The following is a 17,943-nucleotide window of genomic DNA, read 5'->3' on the forward strand; positions in this document are numbered from 1 at the left end:
GACCGGCGCCGAGACGCGCCGGTCACGGCTCTGTCAGTGCGAAGCCAGTACGCGGTCCAGAGCCAACCGCCCCGCCGGCCCCCAAGTCGGCTTGCCACCCGGCAGCCCCTCTTCGCCCGCCCGGCCGATCGCGATGAGCCCCAGGGCACGCAATACGGTCCACCCGCGAGCGCGCCGGATCATCGGCTCGTCGGCGCGGCCGTACGCATCGAGGAACAACGGGATCGCGGGTGCGGGCAGGAGCATCCAGGCGGCCACGAGGTCGGTGGCCGGGTCACCGGCGCAGAGGTCACCGAAGTCGACGACGCCGTGGAGTGCGCCCTGCGAGACGACGACGTTCGCGGGATGCAGGTCACCGTGGAGCCACACCGGCGGGCCCGCCCACGCGGGAGCGGCGACGGCGTCGTTCCACACCTCCTGGACCCCGTCGGGCACAAGGGAGGCGACGCCTCGGAGCGCCCTGTCGAAGGAGGGCGTCAGAGAGTCGAGAGCGACGCCGCGCTCCGGGTTGCCCGGCGCGTCGCGCGGAGCCGCCTGGTGGAGCGCCGCGAGGAACCCGGCCAGAGCGTGAGCGGACCGCCGGCCCTCACTGACGGGCGCCCGGTCAGCCGGTTCCCCGGGAACCCACGCCGCGATGTTCCAGGGCCGAGGGAAGAGCGCGGACGGCTCGGTGATCCGCAGCGGGGTGGGGACGGGCAGGGGAAGCCCCGGCGCCAGAAGCGGCAGCCAGCGATACTCCTTGCGCAACAGGTCCGAGGCCTGTGGCGTACACGGGATGCGTACCGCCAACTCGCCGCCCAGCCGCCACAGTTGATGGTCCCAGCCCCTGACCGGCCCATGGATCTCGAGACCGGCGAGGTCCGGATGGTGCTCCTCGAGCAGCGCTCGCACCGTCACTTCATCGATCCCGTCGTCACCCATGTGCGCGGTGGTCCTTTCGCGTCGCGGTCAGGTTTCGCCCTGCCCGGCGAGGAGGTCGCCCGTCTTCGTACGCCGGTACACCACACGTCTGCCCACCCGCGTGCCGGTGACCATGTTCGCGTCGCGTAGGACGGCGAGGTGGCCCCCGACGGTTCCGAGAGAGATTCCGAGATGGGCGGCGAGTTCGCTGCTGGTCGCGGGGCGTTCCAGCTCATGGAGCAGGGCGGCTCGGCCGCTGCCGATGAGCCGTTCCAGGGCGGGGGCCACCGACGGCCGTTCGGTCGGCTCGCCGGAGCCTCGGGCCGGGTAGACGAGGGCGTAGCGGTCGGGCGGCGCCTCGGCGAGCCAGGTGCCGCTCGTCACGCAGATCGGGACGAACAGCATCCCGCCTTCGCCGACGATGTGGTCGGGCGCCGGCTGGTCGCTGAAACGGATCGCGTCGGCCCCCACCCACGCGCTGCGCCGGTTCATGCGCTGAAGCGCCCGGGGCCAGCCGTACGCGGCGAGCAGACCCGCCCGGTACGTGACATCGCGTTCCAGCAGGGCTCGCCTGCGCGGCCAGTCCGGCCGTACATGCGTGGTCCACACGTGCTGGAAGAGGTCGGCGGTCCTTTCGCCCCAGCCGCGCCCGGTCAGCCAGGCCAGGTCGTACCGCTTCCAGCTGCGGGCCACGGCCGCCTCGATGTCCGCGCGGATCTCGTCGTCGGGCGTGGCGGCGACGGTGGCCAGTTCGGTGGCGATGGCGGTTCGCATACCGCCGGTGGGCGGTCGACTCACGTATCCGGGAAGGTACTTGGTCGAGCAGATCAGCTCGACGAGTCCTCTGGCGAAGGGGTCCGCGTCGAGGGCGGCGTGGAATGTGTCGTGGTGACGGACGTACCACGGGGTGAGCCACGGATCGGAGCACGGCCTCATCAGGACGCTCATCGATCCCAGCGTCTCGGCGCTCGGCGACAGCGCGAACCGGGACTGTGACAAGGCCATCGGGCTCAGCCGCAGCAGCACCATCTTTCGCCTCCTGCCGAAACGTTAGCGTGCGCGGCCAGGTCTCCCCACCATCAGCGCGTGCCTTCTTCGCCTCTTCAAAGGTCCACCTCAACTCCTCAAAAGCCCGCCTCTCCTCTTCAGCAGGCCGCGTTCCGCTCGTTCTTCGTGGGGTGTCTGGTGTCGCTGCTCGGCAGTTCGATGGCTCCGGTGGCCCTGGCGTTCGCGGTCCTCGACGCCTCCGGCAGCTCTCATGACCTCGGCGTCGTCCTCGCCGCCCATATGGTGCCGCTGCTCGCGTTCCTGCTGGTGGGCGGTGCCGTCGCCGACCGATTCTCCCGGCGGACCGTCCTGCTGGTCGCCCACCTGGGCGCGGCGCTCACCCAGGGTGCGGTCGCCACGCTGCTCCTCACCGGCCACTACTCGCTTCCGCTCGTGGCCACGCTCGAATTCCTCAACGGGGTCCTCGCCGCGTTCACGACGCCGGCGCTGCGCGGCATCGTCCCCCAGCTCGTCGACAAGTCCCGGCTGCGTCAGGCGAATTCGCTGCTGGGCTCGGCCCGCAACGCCACGAAGACCCTCGGGCCGAGCCTGTCGGGCGTACTGGTCGTGACGGTCGGAAGTGGTCCTGCGATCGCGTTCGACGCGGTCACGTATGCCGTAGCGGCCGGGTTCCTCGCACGGCTGACAGACGCCAACATCCGTACGTATAAGGGGATTTCAAAGAGAAGACCCACCGCCCTCGCCGACATTCGCGTCGGCTGGGACGCGTTCCGTGCCATCCGGTGGGTCTGGGTCGGGACCTTGTCCTTCTGCCTGCTCAACCTCGTCCAGACCGGTACGTGGCAGATTCTCGGGCCGCAGCTCACGCGGCAGCTCAGCGGCGAGGCGGCCTGGGGGTTCGTGCTCAGTGTGCGTGGCGCCGGAATGCTCGTGTCGAGCCTGGTGATGTACCGGCTGGTGGTTCGGCGTCTGCTGCGGTTCGGGCTGCTGACAGGTGTGCTGGGCGCGCTGCCCCTGCTCGCGCTGGGAGCGCGGTCTCCTGTGGTGTGGCTGATCGTCGGGGCGTTCGTCGCGGGGCTCGGGTCGTCCGTCACCGGGATCGCGTGGGACACGTCGCTGCAGGAACACGTGCCCGCGCACGTACTCTCGCGCGTCGCGTCCTACGACGATCTGCTGGCGTACGTCGCGATCCCGGTCGGGCAGCTCTGCGTGGGGCCGCTGGCGGAGGCGTTCGGCGGGTTCCGGGTGACCCTGGCCGCGGGCGTCGCCTCCGCCTCGGTCATGCTGCTGCCCCTGACCTGCACGGCCGTACGCCGACTGCCCCACGCACCGTCCGGCCACGACGCCCCTCCCCCGCCCGCAAAGCCGAGGCGCTCACGCCCGCGTCGGCTAACGTGCCCACCATGAGCACCTCAGCGATCGGGCAGGACTTCAACACCCCTGTTGGGGAGCGGTACTTCGAGGACTATGTGCCTGGGGTTTCGTATGTGTACGGGAGTATCACGGTGAGCGAGGAGGACATTCTGCGGTTTGCCGGGGAGTTCGATCCACAGGACATCCATGTGGATCCGGAGGCCGCGGAGCGGGGGCCGTTCAAGGGGCTGATCGCGAGTGGGTGGCACACCGCTTCCGTGATGATGCGGCTCTACGCCGACCATTTCGTGAGCACGGTGGCGAGTCTCGCGTCGCCCGGGGTGGACGAGTTGCGGTGGACGCGGCCCGTGCGGCCCGGGGACAGTCTCTCGATCCGTACGACGGTGCGTTCGGCGCGGCCTTCGCGGTCCAAGCCGGACCGGGGGATCATCCACACCGACATCGAGGTGCTGAATCAGGACGGTGAGACTGTCCTGACCATGACCGCGATGAACCTCATGCGCTGTCGCCCTCGGACGGTCTGACCTGCGACTACGCCCTGTGGGGTGTGAAGAGGACCAGTTCGGCTCCCTCGGGGTCGCGGACCGTCACGTAGTCGCCCTCCGCGTCCATCGCCTCGCCGGTGATCGTGCCGCCGTTCGCCACGGCGGCGCGTGCGCACTCGGCGGTGTCGTCGACGGTGAAGCGGATCTGCCAGTGGGGCCTCAGGGCGTTCCCGCCGGCCGGTTCCGGGGTTCCGCCGCCCAGGGACGCGACCGGTTCCCCGCCGCAGACCAGGACGACCGCCCCTTCCTCGTACCGCACGTCGCAGCAGCCCGGGCTCGTCCACTCGAGGACTTCGCCGTAGAAGATCGCGGCGTCGAACGCGTCGACCGTGATCAGGCGCAGCCACAGCGGTGCCGATCGGCGCCACTGCGTGAAGTCGCGGACGAGCCGGCCGGCCCAGATGCCGAACACGGCGCCGGCGCGGTCGGAGACGAGTGCCGCCCTGCCCGTCGGGAAGGCGATCGGGCCGACGCCCACGGTGCCGCCGCGCTCGATGACCCGGCCGGCCGTCACGTCCGCGTCGGCCACGGCGAAGTACGGGGTCCACGCGACGGGGACCTTCAGGGCCGGTGCGACCGCCCCGATGCCCGCGACGGCCCGCCCGTGGGCGAGTGCCACCGAGAACTTCTCCCCGAGCGCGGCGGCGCGGAACGTCCAGCCCAGTACCGCCCCGTAGAAGGCCTCCGAGGCGGACAGGTCGCGGGCCGCGAGGCTCACCCAGCAAGGCGAGCCGAGTACGTGCTGTGACGTGGCGCCGTCCGATCCGGGTCTGGAGATCAACTTGCCGCTCATGAAAAGGCGCCCCCTTCCACTGCTTGGGGGACTCGGTCAGCGCTGCCCATGGCCGGGTACCCCTCGTACCGCACCCCTCACATGCCCGCGCCACGGAAACCGTCCGTAGAACGCCCCTGACGTGCTGTGACGGCGTGACGCTCCGACTAGCCACCTGGGCATCGCCGGTCGCAGAATCGAAGTGCAGTCGCATGTCGATGCTTCGGACCGGAGGCACCTACCCGCGAGCGGCGTTCCGCTCCTGATGGATGCCGGTGCCCGTTACCGCGGCCACGCGCCGGCACACCGCCTAGGAGCGAACGCGATGCTCACTGACATCACTGCGGGTACGACCACCCAGCGCCGACGGACCTCCCGCCACCCCCACGACGACGCCCCCGACACGTCGGCCGCGTTCGCGCGGATGGCCGACCTGGGTGACGGTCCCGAGCGGGAGCTCCTGTGCGAACTGCTCGTCGAGGCCTGGCTGCCCATGGCGCACCGCATCGCCCGCCGCTACCGCAACAAGGGCGAGAGCATGGACGACCTGGAGCAGGTCGCCGCCATGGGCCTCGTCAAGGCGATCAACCACTACCGGCCCGAGCGCGGCCCCTTCGAGTGTTACGCCGTGCCCACCATCACCGGCGAGCTGCGCCGGCACTTCCGCGACCGGATGTGGGACGTGCACGTGCCGCGCCGGGTGCAGGACCTGCGGAACAAGGTGCGCTCGGCGCGCCGGGACCTCATCGAGCGGCCCGGCAGCCCGGAGCCGTGCGTCGGCGCGATCGCCGCGCACACCGGGCTGACCGAGGAGGAGGTGCTCGACGGGCTCAAGGCGATCGAGAGCTACAGCGCGCTGTCCCTCGACGCCGAGCTGTCCCCGGCGGGTCAGGACGGGCACAGCCTCGTCGACGCGCTCGGCGCGGCCGACTCCGCGTACGACCTGATCACCGACCGTGAGGCGGCGAAGCCGGGGCTGCGGCATCTGCCCGAGCGGGAGCGGACCATCCTGTACCTGCGGTTCTTCGAGGGGATGACACAGGCCCGGATCGCCGAGCGGTTCGGCATCTCGCAGATGCATGTCTCGCGGCTCATCCACCACAGCTGTGCGCGGGTGCGCGAGGAGGCCTGCCAGGAGTGCGAGCCGGCCGACGGAGTGCCCGCGGCCTGATATCCGGGAGGACGCGACCCGCCCGGCCCCCGGGAGGACACTGGAAGCAGAGGCCGGGCGGGTTCGCGCAGCCTTGGCGCGGTGGCCGTCCGGTGGAGGGGCGAGAGCTCCGCCCGCCGCCCCGGTCCTCTGCGGGAGCAAGGGGTGGCCGTCGGCGGGGAGCGGCCGCTGCCGGGATGAGTCGAGCGGTGGCCGCGGGGCGCGAGGACACCGCGATCCCCTCCGCGCGTGTTCTCGCGTCCGCGTCGCGCACTCGGCGCGCGCCCCGACGTCATCGCCGTCACCATGATTTACGGAGCGCGGCGCGGGAACCCGATCTCGGGCGACAAGGCGACGAGGCGACGCGAAGGAGGCCTTGACGGTGGCGCCGAGACTGGACCTTCCGGGGCGGGGCGAGTCGTACTGGATGCACTCCAGTCCTACGACCGCCTATCCGCCCCTCGCCGAGGACGTCGAGGTCGACGTGGCCGTGGTCGGTGGCGGGATCGCCGGCCTCAGCACCGCGTGGGAGCTGGCGCGCGCCGGCCGGACCGTCGCCGTCCTGGAGGCCGACCGCATCGCGGCGGGAGTCACGGGCTACAGCACCGCCAAGGTGTCCGCGCTGCACACCCTCGTGTACGAGCGGCTGCGCCGCGTGCACGGCGAGGAGGCGGCCCGCCAGTACGCGACGTCCCAGCAGGGCGCGGTGGAACGCGTGGCGGAGATCTGTGCCGAGGTGGGGATCGACTGCGACCTTGAGCGCGCTCCGGCGTACACCTACACGGTGCGTCCCGAAGGCACGGAGGCGCTGCGCGTCGAGGCCGAGGCGGCCCGCGCGGCCGGGCTCCCGGCCTGGTACACCGAGGACACGGGCCTGCCCTTCGCCGTGGCGGGGGCGGTGCGGGTGGACGACCAGGCGCAGTTCCACCCGCGCGCGTATCTGCTGGCGCTGGCCGCGGATCTGGTCGCCCGGGGCGGTGTCATCCATGAGCGGTCGCGTGTGGTCGAGATGATGGGCGGCCGGCCGTGCACGGTGACGACCGAGGCGGAGCACACGGTGACCTCGCACGACGTCGTCGTCGCCACCCACTACCCGATCTTCGACCGGGCGCTGCTGTTCGCGCGTCTCCAGCCCCGGCGCGAACTCGTCGTCGCCGCCCCGCTCGCCTGCGGTCCCGGCCCGCCCGGCATGTTCATCACGGAGGACGAGGGCCGGCGGTCGGTGCGCACCGCGCCGTACGGGGCCGACGGCCGGCGGCTGCTCATCGTGACCGGCGAGAGTTTCACGCCGGGGACGGGTGACGCGGCGGCGTCCTTCGCGGCCCTCGACACGTGGATGCGCGAGCACTTCGCCGTCGAGCACACGGCGTACCGCTGGGCCGCCCAGGACAACGACTCCGGCGACGGCATCCCGATGATCGGCCCCCTGCATCCCGGCGCCCGGCACGCCTACGTGGCGACGGGGTTCGGCGGCTGGGGCATGAGCAGTGGCGTGCTGGCCGGGCAGATGCTCACCGGGATGATCACCGGCCGGAGCGTGCCGTGGGCCGAGCTGTACGACCCGCGCCGCGTGTGGAGCACGGTGCGGGAGGCGCCCGCGCTGCTGAGGCAACAGGCCGGTGTGGCACGGCATTTCGTCGCCGACCGGCTGCACACCGCGCACGTCGACTCGGTCACCGACATCCCGCCCGGGTCGGGCGCGGTGGTGCACATCGACGGACACCGCTGCGCCGTGTACCGCGCCGAGAACGGCACGGTCCACGCCGTGTCGGCGCGCTGTACGCATCTGGGGTGCCTCGTCGCGTTCAACGCGGCGGAGACGACGTGGGAGTGCCCGTGCCACGGTTCGCGCTTCGCCACCGACGGGACGGTGCTCCAGGGCCCGGCACTCCGGCCGCTGGCGCCGGTGAACCTTCATCTGCATCTGCGGGACGACGGAGGCGCGGCCCCCTGACAGGGCATCGCGCCGAGAGAAAGAAACGGAGAACGACGTGAACAGCGCATCAGCTTCGACGGCCTCCCCCGAGGAGGCGTCGTCCCGGGATCAGGTGGAGGTCGTGCTCTGCGACTGTTCCGCGCCGGACGCCGACGCGGTCTTCCATCTGCTGGGCGACCACTTCGAATCCGACCGGGGCGAGACCGTCCCGCACGGCGAGGAGGGCCCGCGTCCCGCCGCGTGGACGGGCCACTTCCACGTGGCCCACTCCCCCGCCGAGGTCTCCGCCATGGTCCTCGCCGGGACCGTGACGGCCGAACTCCAGGGCGGCCCCGTGGCCGTGGAACGCGTGTGCCGGACCCTTGGCACGGCGTTCGCCATGGAGAAGGTAGGCAGCGTCTCGGGCGACCAGGAGGTCGACGTCCAGCTACGCCTCAGCAACCCTTCGGGTTGATCACCCCTGGAGGAGGAACGGAGATCGCCGCGCGCACCCTGGGCCGCTGAGCCCCACTCGTCCTCCCGGCATCAGTCCGCGGCGACCGCCGCCACCAGTGCCGCCTCCGCAGCGGGCCTGCCCTCGGCCCGGCTTCGCGTGCGGCCCACGCGGCGGGCGACGACCACGCCGAGGAGCGCGAGCGCGCCGCAGGACGCCCAGACCGTGACGTACGCGGACTCGGAGGCCACGTGGGTGCCGTGCGCGTCCACGACGAGGCGGTTCATGGCGGCAGCGAACGCCGCGCCCGCCATCGACCCGGCGAGGGTCTTGAGCGTGTTGTACATGCCCGTACCGATACCGGTCTGGTCGGCCGGCAGGTGCCGCATGAGCAGCGTGGGCAGGGTGGCGATGGCCGTGCCGATACCGATGCCGCTGACGCCTCCGAGGACGGCCAGCTGCCAGGGAGCGTGGTGGGCGAAGACCATGCCCAGGTACGCGGCCGCCACCAGCGTGAAGCCGCCGATGAGGGTGCGCTGCGGGCCGAAGCGGCGGACGACGCGGTCGGCACCGGCGCCTGCGCCCGCCATGGCGACAAGGGGCACGGCGGCGAGCAGGGAGATGCCGAACGCCGACATCCCGAACCCGAAGCCCAGGCTGCGCGGCGTCGCGAAGAACGACGGGTTGGCGGTCTGCGCCCCGTACAGGACAGCGCCGGTGAGGAAGCTGAGCCCGTAGAGCAGCGCCATGGAGGGGCGGGCCATCAGGCGTACGTCGACCAGGGGCTGGGGCGCCCGCAGCTCGGTACGGACGAACAGGGCGAGGAGGACGGCGCCGAGGGCGAGGGCGCCGGCTGTGGTGCCGAGGCCCGCGTTCTTGGCCATGGCCATGCCGAACATGACGGCGGCGAGACCGGAGCTGAGGAGCGCGGCGCCGGCCCAGTCGATGCGGCAGACGGCGCGGGTGACCGACTCGGGGATCAGCCGGAACGCGACGGGCAGGCAGAGCAGAATGGCGCCGACCGGGAGCAGCAGCAGGCCGTGCACGTTGTGGACCTCGCGGGAGAGCACTCCCATGCCGAGGGTGCCGAGGGTGGCGCCGAGCGTGAGCGCGCCGACGAGCATCCCGATGGCGGCGCCGACCCGTTCCTTCTGGACACGGTCGCGGACGATGGCGAAGTCGAGCGGGAGCCAGCAGGCGAAGACGCCCTGGAGGGCCCGGCCGATGAGGAGGACGCCGAAGCTGTTCGCGGTGGCCACGATCACCGAGCCCACGACGACGATCAGCATGGTGATCCGGATCATCCGCCGGTGTCCGTAGATGTCGCCGAGCCGGGAGAGCAGGGGTACGGAGATGCCCGCGACCAGCAGGAAGACGCTGTTCACCCAGTTCAGGTCACCGGCGCTGACGTGCAGGTCGTTGCCGATGAGGGGGACGACGACGGGCACGGCGCCCTGGAGGATGCCGCTGCACAGTTCGATGAAGACGAGGAAGCCGACGACGGAGGCGGTGGACGCGGTCGACGGGGACAGGCTGCCTGGGGATGCGCTTCGGGGCATTGCGGGGTCTCCAAGGCGTACTCGGGTACGGGCGGGGCGCCCGCCCCGGGGGACGAGGTGCGAAGGAGCGGATGGAGGTGTGGCCGGGGGTGGGGTGGTCCCGGGTCACGTGAGCGGATGAACGTGAGCGGATGAAGATGAAGGCGTGGCCGGAGTGGGGTGGTCCCGGGTCGCGCGTGCGGGTGGGCTCAGCCGGTGGTGCCGTCCGTGCGCTGTCCGGGAAGGCGGGGTACCTGTCCGGCCAGAGCCATGTCGACGAGCTGGTGCACCGTGTCCTCACGGACGGGTGCGGGGCGGAACGACCTGCGGTAGACGAAGAACCCGTTCCACAGGTCGAGGAGCGCGTCGGCGTCCACGTCCGCCGGCAGGTCGCCGCGGGCGATACCGCGCTGTACCGCGGCCCGCGCCTGGTCCCGCCGGTGGAGCACCACGTCGAGGAACGACCGGAGTACCGTCGTCTCCTCGGTGGCCGCCTCCGTCAGACAAAGGGTACTGAAGACGTCCTGGGCACGGCTGAAGTCGTCGATGTAGTCGCAGACGACGAGCAGTTCGGCGCGGGTGTCGCCGAGATCGGGGACCGTGCGTACGTCGGCGCGGGCCACCATCACGTCGGCGATCACCGCGACTTTGTGCGGCCACCACCGGTAGAGCGTCTTCTTGGACACCTTGGCGCGCACCGCGATCTCGTCCATGGTGACTCCGAGGTAGCCGCTCTCGTCGAGCAGTTTCTCGGCCGCGCCGATGACGCGGTCACGGACTTCTTCGCTGCGGGGTCGGCCTGCCGGCCGCGCTGTGCTCGCCATGTCGTTCCATTTCGGGGCATGTGAGCGCTCCCGTCAATAGGAAACGGGAAGTTCCCTAAATAAAATCGCCCGCCCCGGAGCCCCCATAAGGCAGCGCGTGGAAGCGGCTCTTCGACTCATAGCCAGGCCTCCGGTGAGCTGGTACACATGAATGCCGCGGAAGGAAACGGTGAGTTTCCTTTTCCGCTCACGCACTCACCCCGAGTGGAGGACCTCCCCCATGCCCACAGTCGACTCGACCCTCCGCGACCGTGTCACCGCCCGGCTCGACGAGTACAAGGACCGGCTGCTGGAGCTCAGTCACGAACTCCACGCCGACCCCGAGACGTCCTTCGAGGAGGTCCGGTCCGCGGAGCGGCTCGCGGCGCTTCTGGAGGACGCCGGGTTCGCGGTGGAGCGCGGGGTGTGCGACCTGCCCACCGCGCTGACGGCGACGTACGGCAGCGGTGATCTGACGGTCGGGGTGTGCGCCGAGTACGACGCGCTGCCGGGGATAGGTCACGCCTGCGGCCACAACATCATCTGCGCGGCCGGCGCGGGCGCGGCGATCGCCCTGGCAGCCGCCGCCGACGAGCTCGGCTTCCGTGTGAAGCTGCTCGGCACCCCGGCCGAGGAGGAGGGCGGCGGCAAGGTGCTGATGCTGGACCGCGGTGCCTTCGACGACGTGACCGTGGCGATGATGGTGCACCCCTCCCCCGTCGACATGGTGGACCCGCGCGGCTCCAGCAACGCGGTGGGCCGTTTCGAGGTCACCTTCACCGGTCGCGCCTCGCACGCCGCCGCGGCCCCCGAGGGCGGGCTCAACGCAGCCGACGCGGCGGTCGTCGCCCAGGTCGCGGTGGGCCAGCTCCGCCAGCAGTTGCGGGACGGCTACCGGGTCGCCGGCATCGTCCGGCACGGCGGCGAGCGCACCAACATCATCCCCGAGCGGACGGTGCTCGAGTACGAGGTGCGCACCCCCACCGGCGAGGAACTCGGCGACCTCAAGGAGCGCGTCCTGAACTGCTTCCGCGGCGCCGCGCTCGCCACCGGCACCACGATGGAGGTCCGCCGGATCCAGCCCGACTACCTGGACCTGTGCCACGACCCGTCCCTGATGGACGCCTACGCGCGCAACCTGCGGGCCACCGGCCGTGAGGTGACGCCGGGGCAGAACGCGGTGGGTACGGGCGGTTCCACCGACATGGGCAACGTCACCCACGTCATGCCCGCGATCCACCCCATGCTCGGCGTGCTCGGCGCGCAAGGTATGCCGCACACCCGGCAGTTCGCCGAGGAGGTCTCGGGTGCGGCGGGCGACGCCGCGGTGCTGGACGGGGCGCTCGCGATGGCGTGGACCGGCCTCGACCTGGCGGCCGACCCGCAGTGGCGCTCGCGCTGTGTGACGGCGCGGCTGGGCTGACGGCCTGATCGGACCGGCCCCGCCGTCACTCCGGGGCCCCCACCGTCACTCCGGCTCGGGCGTGCCCGACGGCTCGCGCGTACCCGACGGCTCGCGCGTGCCCGACCGATCCGCGATGTGCGGGGCAGCCATCAGCTCGGCAAGAGTCCCGCGCGGCACATCAAGTTCGCGTTCGGCGGTCGCGACGGCCATGCCCGTGACCGCCGGAGGCCGGTTGCCGCGTTCCGTGTTGGCGTGGGCGCCGAGGCCGTCCAGGACGACCAGGATCTGAATGGACGCCAGCAGCGGGTCCTCCGTACGGAAGACCCCGGCCTCGACACCGTCGCGGATGAGGTGGGTCAGGCGGTCGCGCCACCGCCCTTCCTGGTGGCCGACGCGGTCGCGCAGCGTGTCGCGGTAGCGGCTCAGATGGCGGGCGTTGAGCCACAGCCGGCTCATGCCGTCGTAGCGCTCCCCCGTCGTACGGAGGAAGAACCGGGCCAGGTCCGCGAGGGCGTCCTCCTTGGTCCGGTCGGCGGGAATCAGGTCGTCCAGCTCGGCCGTCGCCGCTACGCCGAAGGCCTCGGCGACCAGGTCCTCCGCGACGGGGAAGTAGTGGCTGATCAGGCCGGGGCGCACCGCGAGCTCGTCCGCGACCCGGCGCATCGTGATGATTTCGAGGCCCTCCGTGAGCGCGATCGTCGCGGCGGCGGAGACGATCTCGGCGCGGCGGGCCTCCGGAGACTTCCGCACCCGCTTAGGTGAGGTGTTCGACCGCACCGCGGGCGCACTATTGGATTTGCGGCCAATAGACAAGTCGGCTCCCGTGCTCGCCTGTTCGGAGGACTGCATGGCTCCCACGATCCCAGACGACCCGGAGCCGGCACCTCCACCCCCCGCCGACCAGGCCGGACGCGTCGAGACGCACGGCATCGACTTCATCCCCGACGACGAGCGGCACGGCCACGCCCGCGAGCTCTTCGCCGTGTGGGCGGCGCCCAACGTCAGCTACCTCAGCCTCGTGATCGGCGGCGCCCTCATCCTGATGGGCCTCGGCCTGTGGCAGGCCCTCGGGGTGATCGTGGCGGGCAACCTGTTCTGGGCGTTCGTCGGCCTGGTCGCCGTCAGCGGTCCGGCGTCCGGCACTCCGAGCCAGGTCGTCATGCGCGCGATGTTCGGCGTCCTGGGCAACCGGGCGAACATCGCCCTGACCGGCTGGTTCGTGTCGGTCTGCTATCTGGCGCTGAGCTGGGCGGCCGCATCGCTCGCCGCGTTCAGCCTCGCGGCCAGGGCCGGTATCGCCCCGAGCACGGGCGTCAAGGTCGTCATCATCGTCGCGCTGGCCGCCGCGACACTCGCCATCAGCGTCTACGGCCACGCCACCATCGTGAAGCTGTATCTGCCGTTCACCCTGGCCCTGACCGCCGTCTTCATCGTCCTGGCGGGCTACGTACTCGGCCACGTCGACTGGGGATACGAGCCCCAACACCCGCTCAACGGAGTCGAGTTGTGGTCCGCCGTGATGGCAGGGACGACACTCGTCGCCTCGGCGCCGCTCTCGTACAGCAACAGCGCCGACTTCGCCCGCTATCTGCCGCGCACGACCTCCCCGGGGGCCGTCGCCGGCTGGACCGCGCTCGGCGGCTTCGTGCCCAGCGTCCTGTTCACCGCACTCGGCGCCCTCGCGGCCACGGCACTCGATATGCACGACCCCCAGACAGCTCTGGAGACGATCCTGCCGACCTGGTTCAAGCCGGCGTTCCTTCTGGCCGTGATCCTGGGCGCCGTCTGCAACAACGCCCTGACCGCCTACAGTTCCGGCCTCGCCCTCCAGTCGATCGGCGTCAGGATCCGCAGGTCCCGCAGCGTCATTCTGGACGGCACGCTCGGCGTGGCCATGACGCTGTACGCACTGCTGGTCTCCGACTTCCTCGACACCGTCAGCAACATCCTCGAAATCATGGTGGCGCTCCTCGGCCCGAGCATCGCGATCTACGCCGTCGACATCCTGTGGCGCCGCAACCGCTACGACGGCCGGGAGCTGACGGACGAGAGCCGGGACAGTCCCTTCTGGTACACCGGCGGCGTCAACTGGGCAGGTGCGATTGCCCTGTTGACCGCATTCGCCGTCGCCTTCCTGTGCAGCGATACACACCTCTACACCGGCCCGATCGCCCGGGCCGCAGGCGGGGCGGACCTGTCGCTGCCGGTTGGGATCGTCGTGGCGGCGGGCCTCTATCTCGCCCTCACCCGTGCACCCCGTCCGGAGCGAGACTCTGTCTCGCCCTGACGCGGGCACCCTGGCCGAAGTGCTCAGACGCGCCGGTAGACCCATAAGCGTCACCGGTTCACCGCAGCACCCGCCCCCGCCGGGCCGCAGCCACCAGCTCCTCCACCGTCGCCAGCTTCACCCGGGGCCGGTCCTCCTGCCGCCCCCGCGCAGTCTCCGCCCGTTCGATCGCCGCCAGACCCTTCGCGCCGAGGACGCGCCGGTTACGGCGCCTAGCCAGCCGGTGGAAGGCCTTCGGCGCGTACGACGGCTTCGGTAGAGCGCCCGCCACCGCGTCGGCGAGGAGCGTCGTGACCGTCTCGCCCGCACAGGTGCGGTTGGCGCCGATGCCGCCACTCGGACCGCGCTTGATCCAGCCCACGACGTACGTCCCCGGCATCCCTGTGACGCGTCCGCCCTCGTGCGGAACGGTGCCGGTGGCCTCGTCGAACGGGAGACCAGCCAGCGGTCCCCCGCGATAGCCGATCGCTCGCAGCACCATGCCCGCCGCGATCTCCCGCTCCCCCGACGCCCCTTCGGTACGTACGCCCTCGACCCGGTCCGTGCCGAGCACTTCCGCCGGCGCGCTGTGGAACCGCAGCACGATGCGCCGCCCGGGTGCAGGTGCCCGTTCCGCGTCGAAGGTGCCCCGGGGCACGCCCCGCAGGACGGCGGCCTTGTCGTGCGGACCGGCCGCGTCGATGGCCTCGCCGGTGCGGGGATCGTGGTCGTCGACGAGCAGTTGGAGGCCCGGTACGTGCTTCAGTGCGAGCAGTTCCGACGTGGTGTACGCGGCGTTCTCGGGGCCCCGGCGGCCGAGCAGGACCACTTCGCGTACCGATCCGGCGCGCAGTGCCTTCAGTGCGTGGTCGGCGATGTCGGTGCGGGCGAGGGTGTCCGGGTCGGCGAGCAGGATACGGGCGACGTCGAGGGCGACGTTGCCGTTGCCGACGACCACGACGCGCTCGGCGGACAGATCGATCGCGTCGTGCGGCACGTCCGGGTGCGCGTTGTACCAGGCGACGAACGTGCGGGCCGAGATGCTGCCGGTCAGATCCTCGCCGGGGACGGACAGGCGGCGGTCTGCGGCGGCCCCGACCGCGTAGACGACCGCGTCGTGGTGGTCGGCGATCTCCTGCGGGGTGACGTCGTTGCCGACGTCGAGGCCGAGGTGCATCCGTACGCGGTGGTGGCCGTGGAACCGGGCGAAGGTCTCGCCGACCTTCTTGGTGGCGGGGTGGTCCGGAGCGACGCCGTAGCGCACGAGGCCGTCGGCCACGGGGAGCCGGTCGATGAGGGTGACCTCCGCGTTGGTGTGCAGCAGCAGGTCCTGCACGGCGTACATCCCCGCCGGTCCGGTGCCGACGACCGCGATCTTGAGCGGTGCGAGGTCGGACGGCAGGACGCGCGGGAACGAAGGGGTGCCCCACGTATGGAAGTTGGGGCTGTCGTCGACCGGTTCCCGCTCGGCGTCGCGGTAGTACGCGGCGTTGATCTCGGCGTACTCGCGCTGCGACGTGGACAGACGGTCGACCGGGAAGATGGCGTCGACGGGGCAGGCGTCGGCGCACGCGCCGCAGTCGATGCAGGTCTCGGGGTCGATGTGCAGCATCTCGGTGCTGCCGAACGCCCGCTCCTCGGGGGTGGGGTGGATGCAGTTGACCGGGCACACGGCGACACAGGTCGCGTCACTGCAGCAGGTCTGGGTGATGGCGTACGTCATGTCGTCAACTCACGTGGTTTCAGATGAGGTTGGCACGCTTGTAGAACGCCAGCGCCGGCCGGGTGAGCAGCCGTGCGGAGGCCAGGAACTCCATAAGGCCCGAACAGCTCGCCCGCATCATGGACTTGTGGTGCTCGTTGGCCTTCGCCTCGATCACCGCCCGTTCGACGTCGAGTCCGGCGCACTCGTAGACCTGCTTGCGGACCATGCTCGTCACGATGAAGTAGGACGCCATCGCGACCACGAAGGCGTTGATGTGGCGGCGGACGCGGCCCGCGCCGGTGAGGCGCTTGCGTGTCTGCTCGCGGGCGAACTTCATGTGCCGTGATTCCTCGACGACATGGATGTTGTTGATCGTGCGGACGAACGGCACGACGCGCTCGTCGCGCATCCAGTCGCGCTGCATGACGTCGAGGACTTCCTCGGCCACCAGGATCGCGGCGTAGGCCGCCTCTCCGAAGGCCACCGTCTTGAACGCCCGGCCGAGTTCGAGGACGAGCCGGTGCGGCCGGTAGGCCGGGGCTCCCAGTTTCTGCGCGCCGCGCGCGAACATGATCGAGTGCCGGCACTCCTCGGCGACCTCGGTGAGCGCCCACTGGAAGTCGGCTCCCGTCGGGTCCTTCGCGTAGATGTCGCGCAGCACCATCTGCTGGAGGATCATCTCGAACCAGATGCCGGTGCTGGCCACCGATGCTGCTTCCTGTCGCGTCAGCTCCTTGCGCTGTGCCTCGGTCAGCTCGGCCCAGTAGGCGGTGCCGTAGAGCGTGCTCCACTCCGGGCTCGCGCCGTGGAAGTCCTTGTCCAGGGGCGTCTCCCAGTCCACCTCGGTGGCCGGGTCGTACGCCAGCACGGCGGCCGATTCGAGCAGCCGCGCCGAGACGCCGCGCTCGTCGGGGAGATCGTGCGATGCCGGCCGAACAGTGCTGCTTGCCATGCTGCGGCTCCTTGGATCAGACGTGCGCGTTCTTGCGAAGACACCAGGTCAGCCCAGGTGGACGGGGGCCAGGCAAGGGCCACCCGCCCGCTTGTTAGACGGACCGTATAACAAGGGGGGCGCCTTGGCCTACCCCTCGGTAAGTAGGTCTCCGCGGACGCGTCAGGGCCGCCCGTACCCCCGCTCATCGACCAGCTCGTGGGCGAGCCGGGTGAAGGCGCGCGCGGCCGCGCTCTCGTAGGCGCTCTCGCGGCGCAGGAGCACGGCGGTGCGGGCGGGCAGCGGCGGATCGAGGGGTACGGGCCGCAGGTGCGGGTGGTCGTCGGCGATGGCGTCGGGGAGCACGGTGGCGAGCAGCGAGGAGCGCCGCACGATCTCGGTGAGCGCCGGAATGCTGTTGGCCTCGACGGCGACGCGCGGCTCGACGCGGTGCGCGGCGAGATAGGCGTCGATGTGACCGCGTGTCGCGAAGTCACCGCTGAGCAGGGCGAGTTGACGGTCAGCCAGCTCGTGCACCGGCAGCGGGCGGTCGCCCCGCACCTCATGACCGCCGGTGCTCACGACGAGACTCAGCCGCTCGGTGAACAGCTCCGTGGCGGAGATGCCCGCCTGGTACGGCCCTTCGAAGGCGATCCCCAGATCGAGTTCGTCGGCCAGCAGACTCGCCTCGACGCGGTCCTGCGTCATCTCCCGCACATCCACGGTGACGCCGGGGTGGCGGCTGCGGAACGAGTCGACGAGGGGGCCGATGAGATAGACGGTGAAGGTGGGCGTCACCGCGAGGCGGAAGTGTCCGCGCGAGAGGTCCGCGACATCGAGGACGGCACGGTCGGCGGCGGCCATGTCCCTCAGCACGCGCTTCGCGAAGTACACGTAGACCTCGCCGGCGTCCGTGGGGCGGACGGTGCGCCCGCTGCGGTCGAGGAGCTGCGCTCCGACGGCCCGTTCCATCTGCTTGATCTGCTGCGACAGCGTCGGCTGGGATATGCGCAGTTCCTCGGCCGCCCGGGTGAAATTGCCGTGCTCGACCACCGCGGTCAGATAGCGGAGGTGACGTAGTTCAGGGCCCATACCCCGACTATAGGAGCACCTATAGATGCCATCAATCGCAGTCATGGTCATCAGGTCTTGGACGCTATAGGGGCTGGTCGTGCAA

16 protein-coding genes are annotated in these 17,943 nt (G+C 71.0%); 7 read left to right on the top strand and 9 right to left on the bottom strand.

Annotated elements, in window-relative coordinates:
• Window positions 1–33 precede the first annotated feature (33 nt).
• Window positions 34–921, bottom strand: coding sequence for an aminoglycoside phosphotransferase family protein (locus ABZ893_RS13395; RefSeq protein WP_361401575.1), 888 nt, complete (start codon window positions 919–921; stop codon window positions 34–36).
• Window positions 922–948: 27 nt separating this feature from the next.
• Complete coding sequence (locus tag ABZ893_RS13400; protein WP_361401578.1) at window positions 949–1,929, bottom strand: helix-turn-helix domain-containing protein; 981 nt, start codon at window positions 1,927–1,929, stop codon at window positions 949–951.
• A gap of 57 nt (window positions 1,930–1,986) precedes the next feature.
• On the opposite strand from ABZ893_RS13400, the gene ABZ893_RS13405 reads away from it, so the two are divergent.
• Complete coding sequence (locus tag ABZ893_RS13405; RefSeq protein WP_361401581.1) at window positions 1,987–3,315, top strand: MFS transporter; 1,329 nt, start codon at window positions 1,987–1,989, stop codon at window positions 3,313–3,315.
• Entirely contained in the window at window positions 3,312–3,806 is a 495-nt protein-coding gene (locus tag ABZ893_RS13410; RefSeq protein WP_361401584.1) for a MaoC family dehydratase, read from the top strand. The genes ABZ893_RS13405 and ABZ893_RS13410 overlap by 4 nt, the downstream gene beginning before the upstream one ends.
• Window positions 3,807–3,813: 7 nt before the next feature.
• Here ABZ893_RS13410 and ABZ893_RS13415 read toward each other — a convergent pair whose 3' ends face one another.
• Complete coding sequence (locus tag ABZ893_RS13415; protein WP_361401587.1) at window positions 3,814–4,620, bottom strand: VOC family protein; 807 nt, start codon at window positions 4,618–4,620, stop codon at window positions 3,814–3,816.
• A gap of 304 nt (window positions 4,621–4,924) precedes the next feature.
• On the opposite strand from ABZ893_RS13415, the gene ABZ893_RS13420 reads away from it, so the two are divergent.
• From ABZ893_RS13420 to ABZ893_RS13430, 3 genes are all read left to right on the top strand, one after another.
• Window positions 4,925–5,770, top strand: coding sequence for a SigB/SigF/SigG family RNA polymerase sigma factor (locus ABZ893_RS13420; protein WP_361401590.1), 846 nt, complete (start codon window positions 4,925–4,927; stop codon window positions 5,768–5,770).
• 406 nt (window positions 5,771–6,176) lie between these two features.
• The gene (locus ABZ893_RS13425; protein WP_361402440.1) at window positions 6,177–7,703 is read left to right on the top strand and encodes an FAD-dependent oxidoreductase; all 1,527 of its coding nucleotides are present in this window, start codon (window positions 6,177–6,179) and stop codon (window positions 7,701–7,703) included.
• A gap of 37 nt (window positions 7,704–7,740) precedes the next feature.
• A complete protein-coding gene (locus ABZ893_RS13430) occupies window positions 7,741–8,139 on the top strand; it encodes a hypothetical protein (RefSeq protein WP_361401593.1) in 399 nt (132 codons plus the stop codon).
• Between the two features lie 71 nt (window positions 8,140–8,210).
• Here the strand turns inward: ABZ893_RS13430 and ABZ893_RS13435 are convergent, their stop codons facing one another.
• Window positions 8,211–9,677 carry an MFS transporter gene (locus ABZ893_RS13435; protein ID WP_361401596.1) on the bottom strand — a complete coding sequence of 489 codons (1,467 nt, stop codon included), beginning with the start codon at window positions 9,675–9,677 and terminating at the stop codon, window positions 8,211–8,213.
• Between the two features lie 188 nt (window positions 9,678–9,865).
• Complete coding sequence (locus tag ABZ893_RS13440; protein ID WP_361401599.1) at window positions 9,866–10,480, bottom strand: TetR/AcrR family transcriptional regulator; 615 nt, start codon at window positions 10,478–10,480, stop codon at window positions 9,866–9,868.
• 220 nt (window positions 10,481–10,700) lie between these two features.
• Here ABZ893_RS13440 and ABZ893_RS13445 point away from each other — a divergent pair, with 220 nt between their 5' ends.
• On the top strand, window positions 10,701–11,882 hold the full coding sequence (locus tag ABZ893_RS13445) for a M20 family metallopeptidase (protein WP_361401602.1): 1,182 nt from the start codon (window positions 10,701–10,703) through the stop codon (window positions 11,880–11,882).
• A gap of 45 nt (window positions 11,883–11,927) precedes the next feature.
• Here ABZ893_RS13445 and ABZ893_RS13450 read toward each other — a convergent pair whose 3' ends face one another.
• The gene (locus ABZ893_RS13450) at window positions 11,928–12,614 is read right to left on the bottom strand and encodes a TetR family transcriptional regulator C-terminal domain-containing protein (protein ID WP_361401605.1); all 687 of its coding nucleotides are present in this window, start codon (window positions 12,612–12,614) and stop codon (window positions 11,928–11,930) included.
• 97 nt (window positions 12,615–12,711) lie between these two features.
• Between ABZ893_RS13450 and ABZ893_RS13455 the strand changes: the two genes are divergently transcribed.
• Complete coding sequence (locus ABZ893_RS13455) at window positions 12,712–14,151, top strand: cytosine permease (RefSeq protein WP_361401607.1); 1,440 nt, start codon at window positions 12,712–12,714, stop codon at window positions 14,149–14,151.
• A 58-nt stretch (window positions 14,152–14,209) separates the two neighbouring features.
• On the opposite strand, the gene ABZ893_RS13460 is transcribed toward ABZ893_RS13455, so the two are convergent.
• From ABZ893_RS13460 to cynR, 3 genes are all read right to left on the bottom strand, one after another.
• Entirely contained in the window at window positions 14,210–15,853 is a 1,644-nt protein-coding gene (locus ABZ893_RS13460; protein ID WP_361401609.1) for an FAD-dependent oxidoreductase, read from the bottom strand.
• Between the two features lie 19 nt (window positions 15,854–15,872).
• Window positions 15,873–16,787, bottom strand: a complete 915-nt coding sequence (locus ABZ893_RS13465; RefSeq protein WP_361401611.1) for a diiron oxygenase — start codon at window positions 16,785–16,787, stop codon at window positions 15,873–15,875.
• 162 nt (window positions 16,788–16,949) lie between these two features.
• A complete protein-coding gene (gene cynR / locus ABZ893_RS13470) occupies window positions 16,950–17,858 on the bottom strand; it encodes a transcriptional regulator CynR (protein ID WP_361401614.1) in 909 nt (302 codons plus the stop codon).
• Between the last annotated feature and the right edge of the window lie 85 nt (window positions 17,859–17,943).

Origin of the sequence: Streptomyces sp. NPDC046821, from assembly GCF_040645335.1 — a bacterium.
Taxonomy (GTDB): Bacteria; Actinomycetota; Actinomycetes; order Streptomycetales; family Streptomycetaceae; genus Streptomyces.

What these genes read in the sequence shown, in the direction of transcription:
- ABZ893_RS13395 (WP_361401575.1), bottom strand. Translation starts at nt 921, where the DNA reads ATGGGTGACGACGGGATCGATGAAGTGACGGTGCGAGCGCTGCTCGAG.
- ABZ893_RS13400 (WP_361401578.1), bottom strand. Translation starts at nt 1,929, where the DNA reads ATGGTGCTGCTGCGGCTGAGCCCGATGGCCTTGTCACAGTCCCGGTTC.
- ABZ893_RS13410 (WP_361401584.1), top strand. Translation starts at nt 3,312, where the DNA reads ATGAGCACCTCAGCGATCGGGCAGGACTTCAACACCCCTGTTGGGGAG.
- ABZ893_RS13415 (WP_361401587.1), bottom strand. Translation starts at nt 4,620, where the DNA reads ATGAGCGGCAAGTTGATCTCCAGACCCGGATCGGACGGCGCCACGTCA.
- ABZ893_RS13420 (WP_361401590.1), top strand. Translation starts at nt 4,925, where the DNA reads ATGCTCACTGACATCACTGCGGGTACGACCACCCAGCGCCGACGGACC.
- ABZ893_RS13425 (WP_361402440.1), top strand. Translation starts at nt 6,177, where the DNA reads ATGCACTCCAGTCCTACGACCGCCTATCCGCCCCTCGCCGAGGACGTC.
- ABZ893_RS13435 (WP_361401596.1), bottom strand. Translation starts at nt 9,677, where the DNA reads ATGCCCCGAAGCGCATCCCCAGGCAGCCTGTCCCCGTCGACCGCGTCC.
- ABZ893_RS13440 (WP_361401599.1), bottom strand. Translation starts at nt 10,480, where the DNA reads ATGGCGAGCACAGCGCGGCCGGCAGGCCGACCCCGCAGCGAAGAAGTC.
- ABZ893_RS13445 (WP_361401602.1), top strand. Translation starts at nt 10,701, where the DNA reads ATGCCCACAGTCGACTCGACCCTCCGCGACCGTGTCACCGCCCGGCTC.
- ABZ893_RS13455 (WP_361401607.1), top strand. Translation starts at nt 12,712, where the DNA reads ATGGCTCCCACGATCCCAGACGACCCGGAGCCGGCACCTCCACCCCCC.
- ABZ893_RS13460 (WP_361401609.1), bottom strand. Translation starts at nt 15,853, where the DNA reads ATGACGTACGCCATCACCCAGACCTGCTGCAGTGACGCGACCTGTGTC.
- ABZ893_RS13465 (WP_361401611.1), bottom strand. Translation starts at nt 16,787, where the DNA reads ATGGCAAGCAGCACTGTTCGGCCGGCATCGCACGATCTCCCCGACGAG.
- cynR (WP_361401614.1), bottom strand. Translation starts at nt 17,858, where the DNA reads ATGGGCCCTGAACTACGTCACCTCCGCTATCTGACCGCGGTGGTCGAG.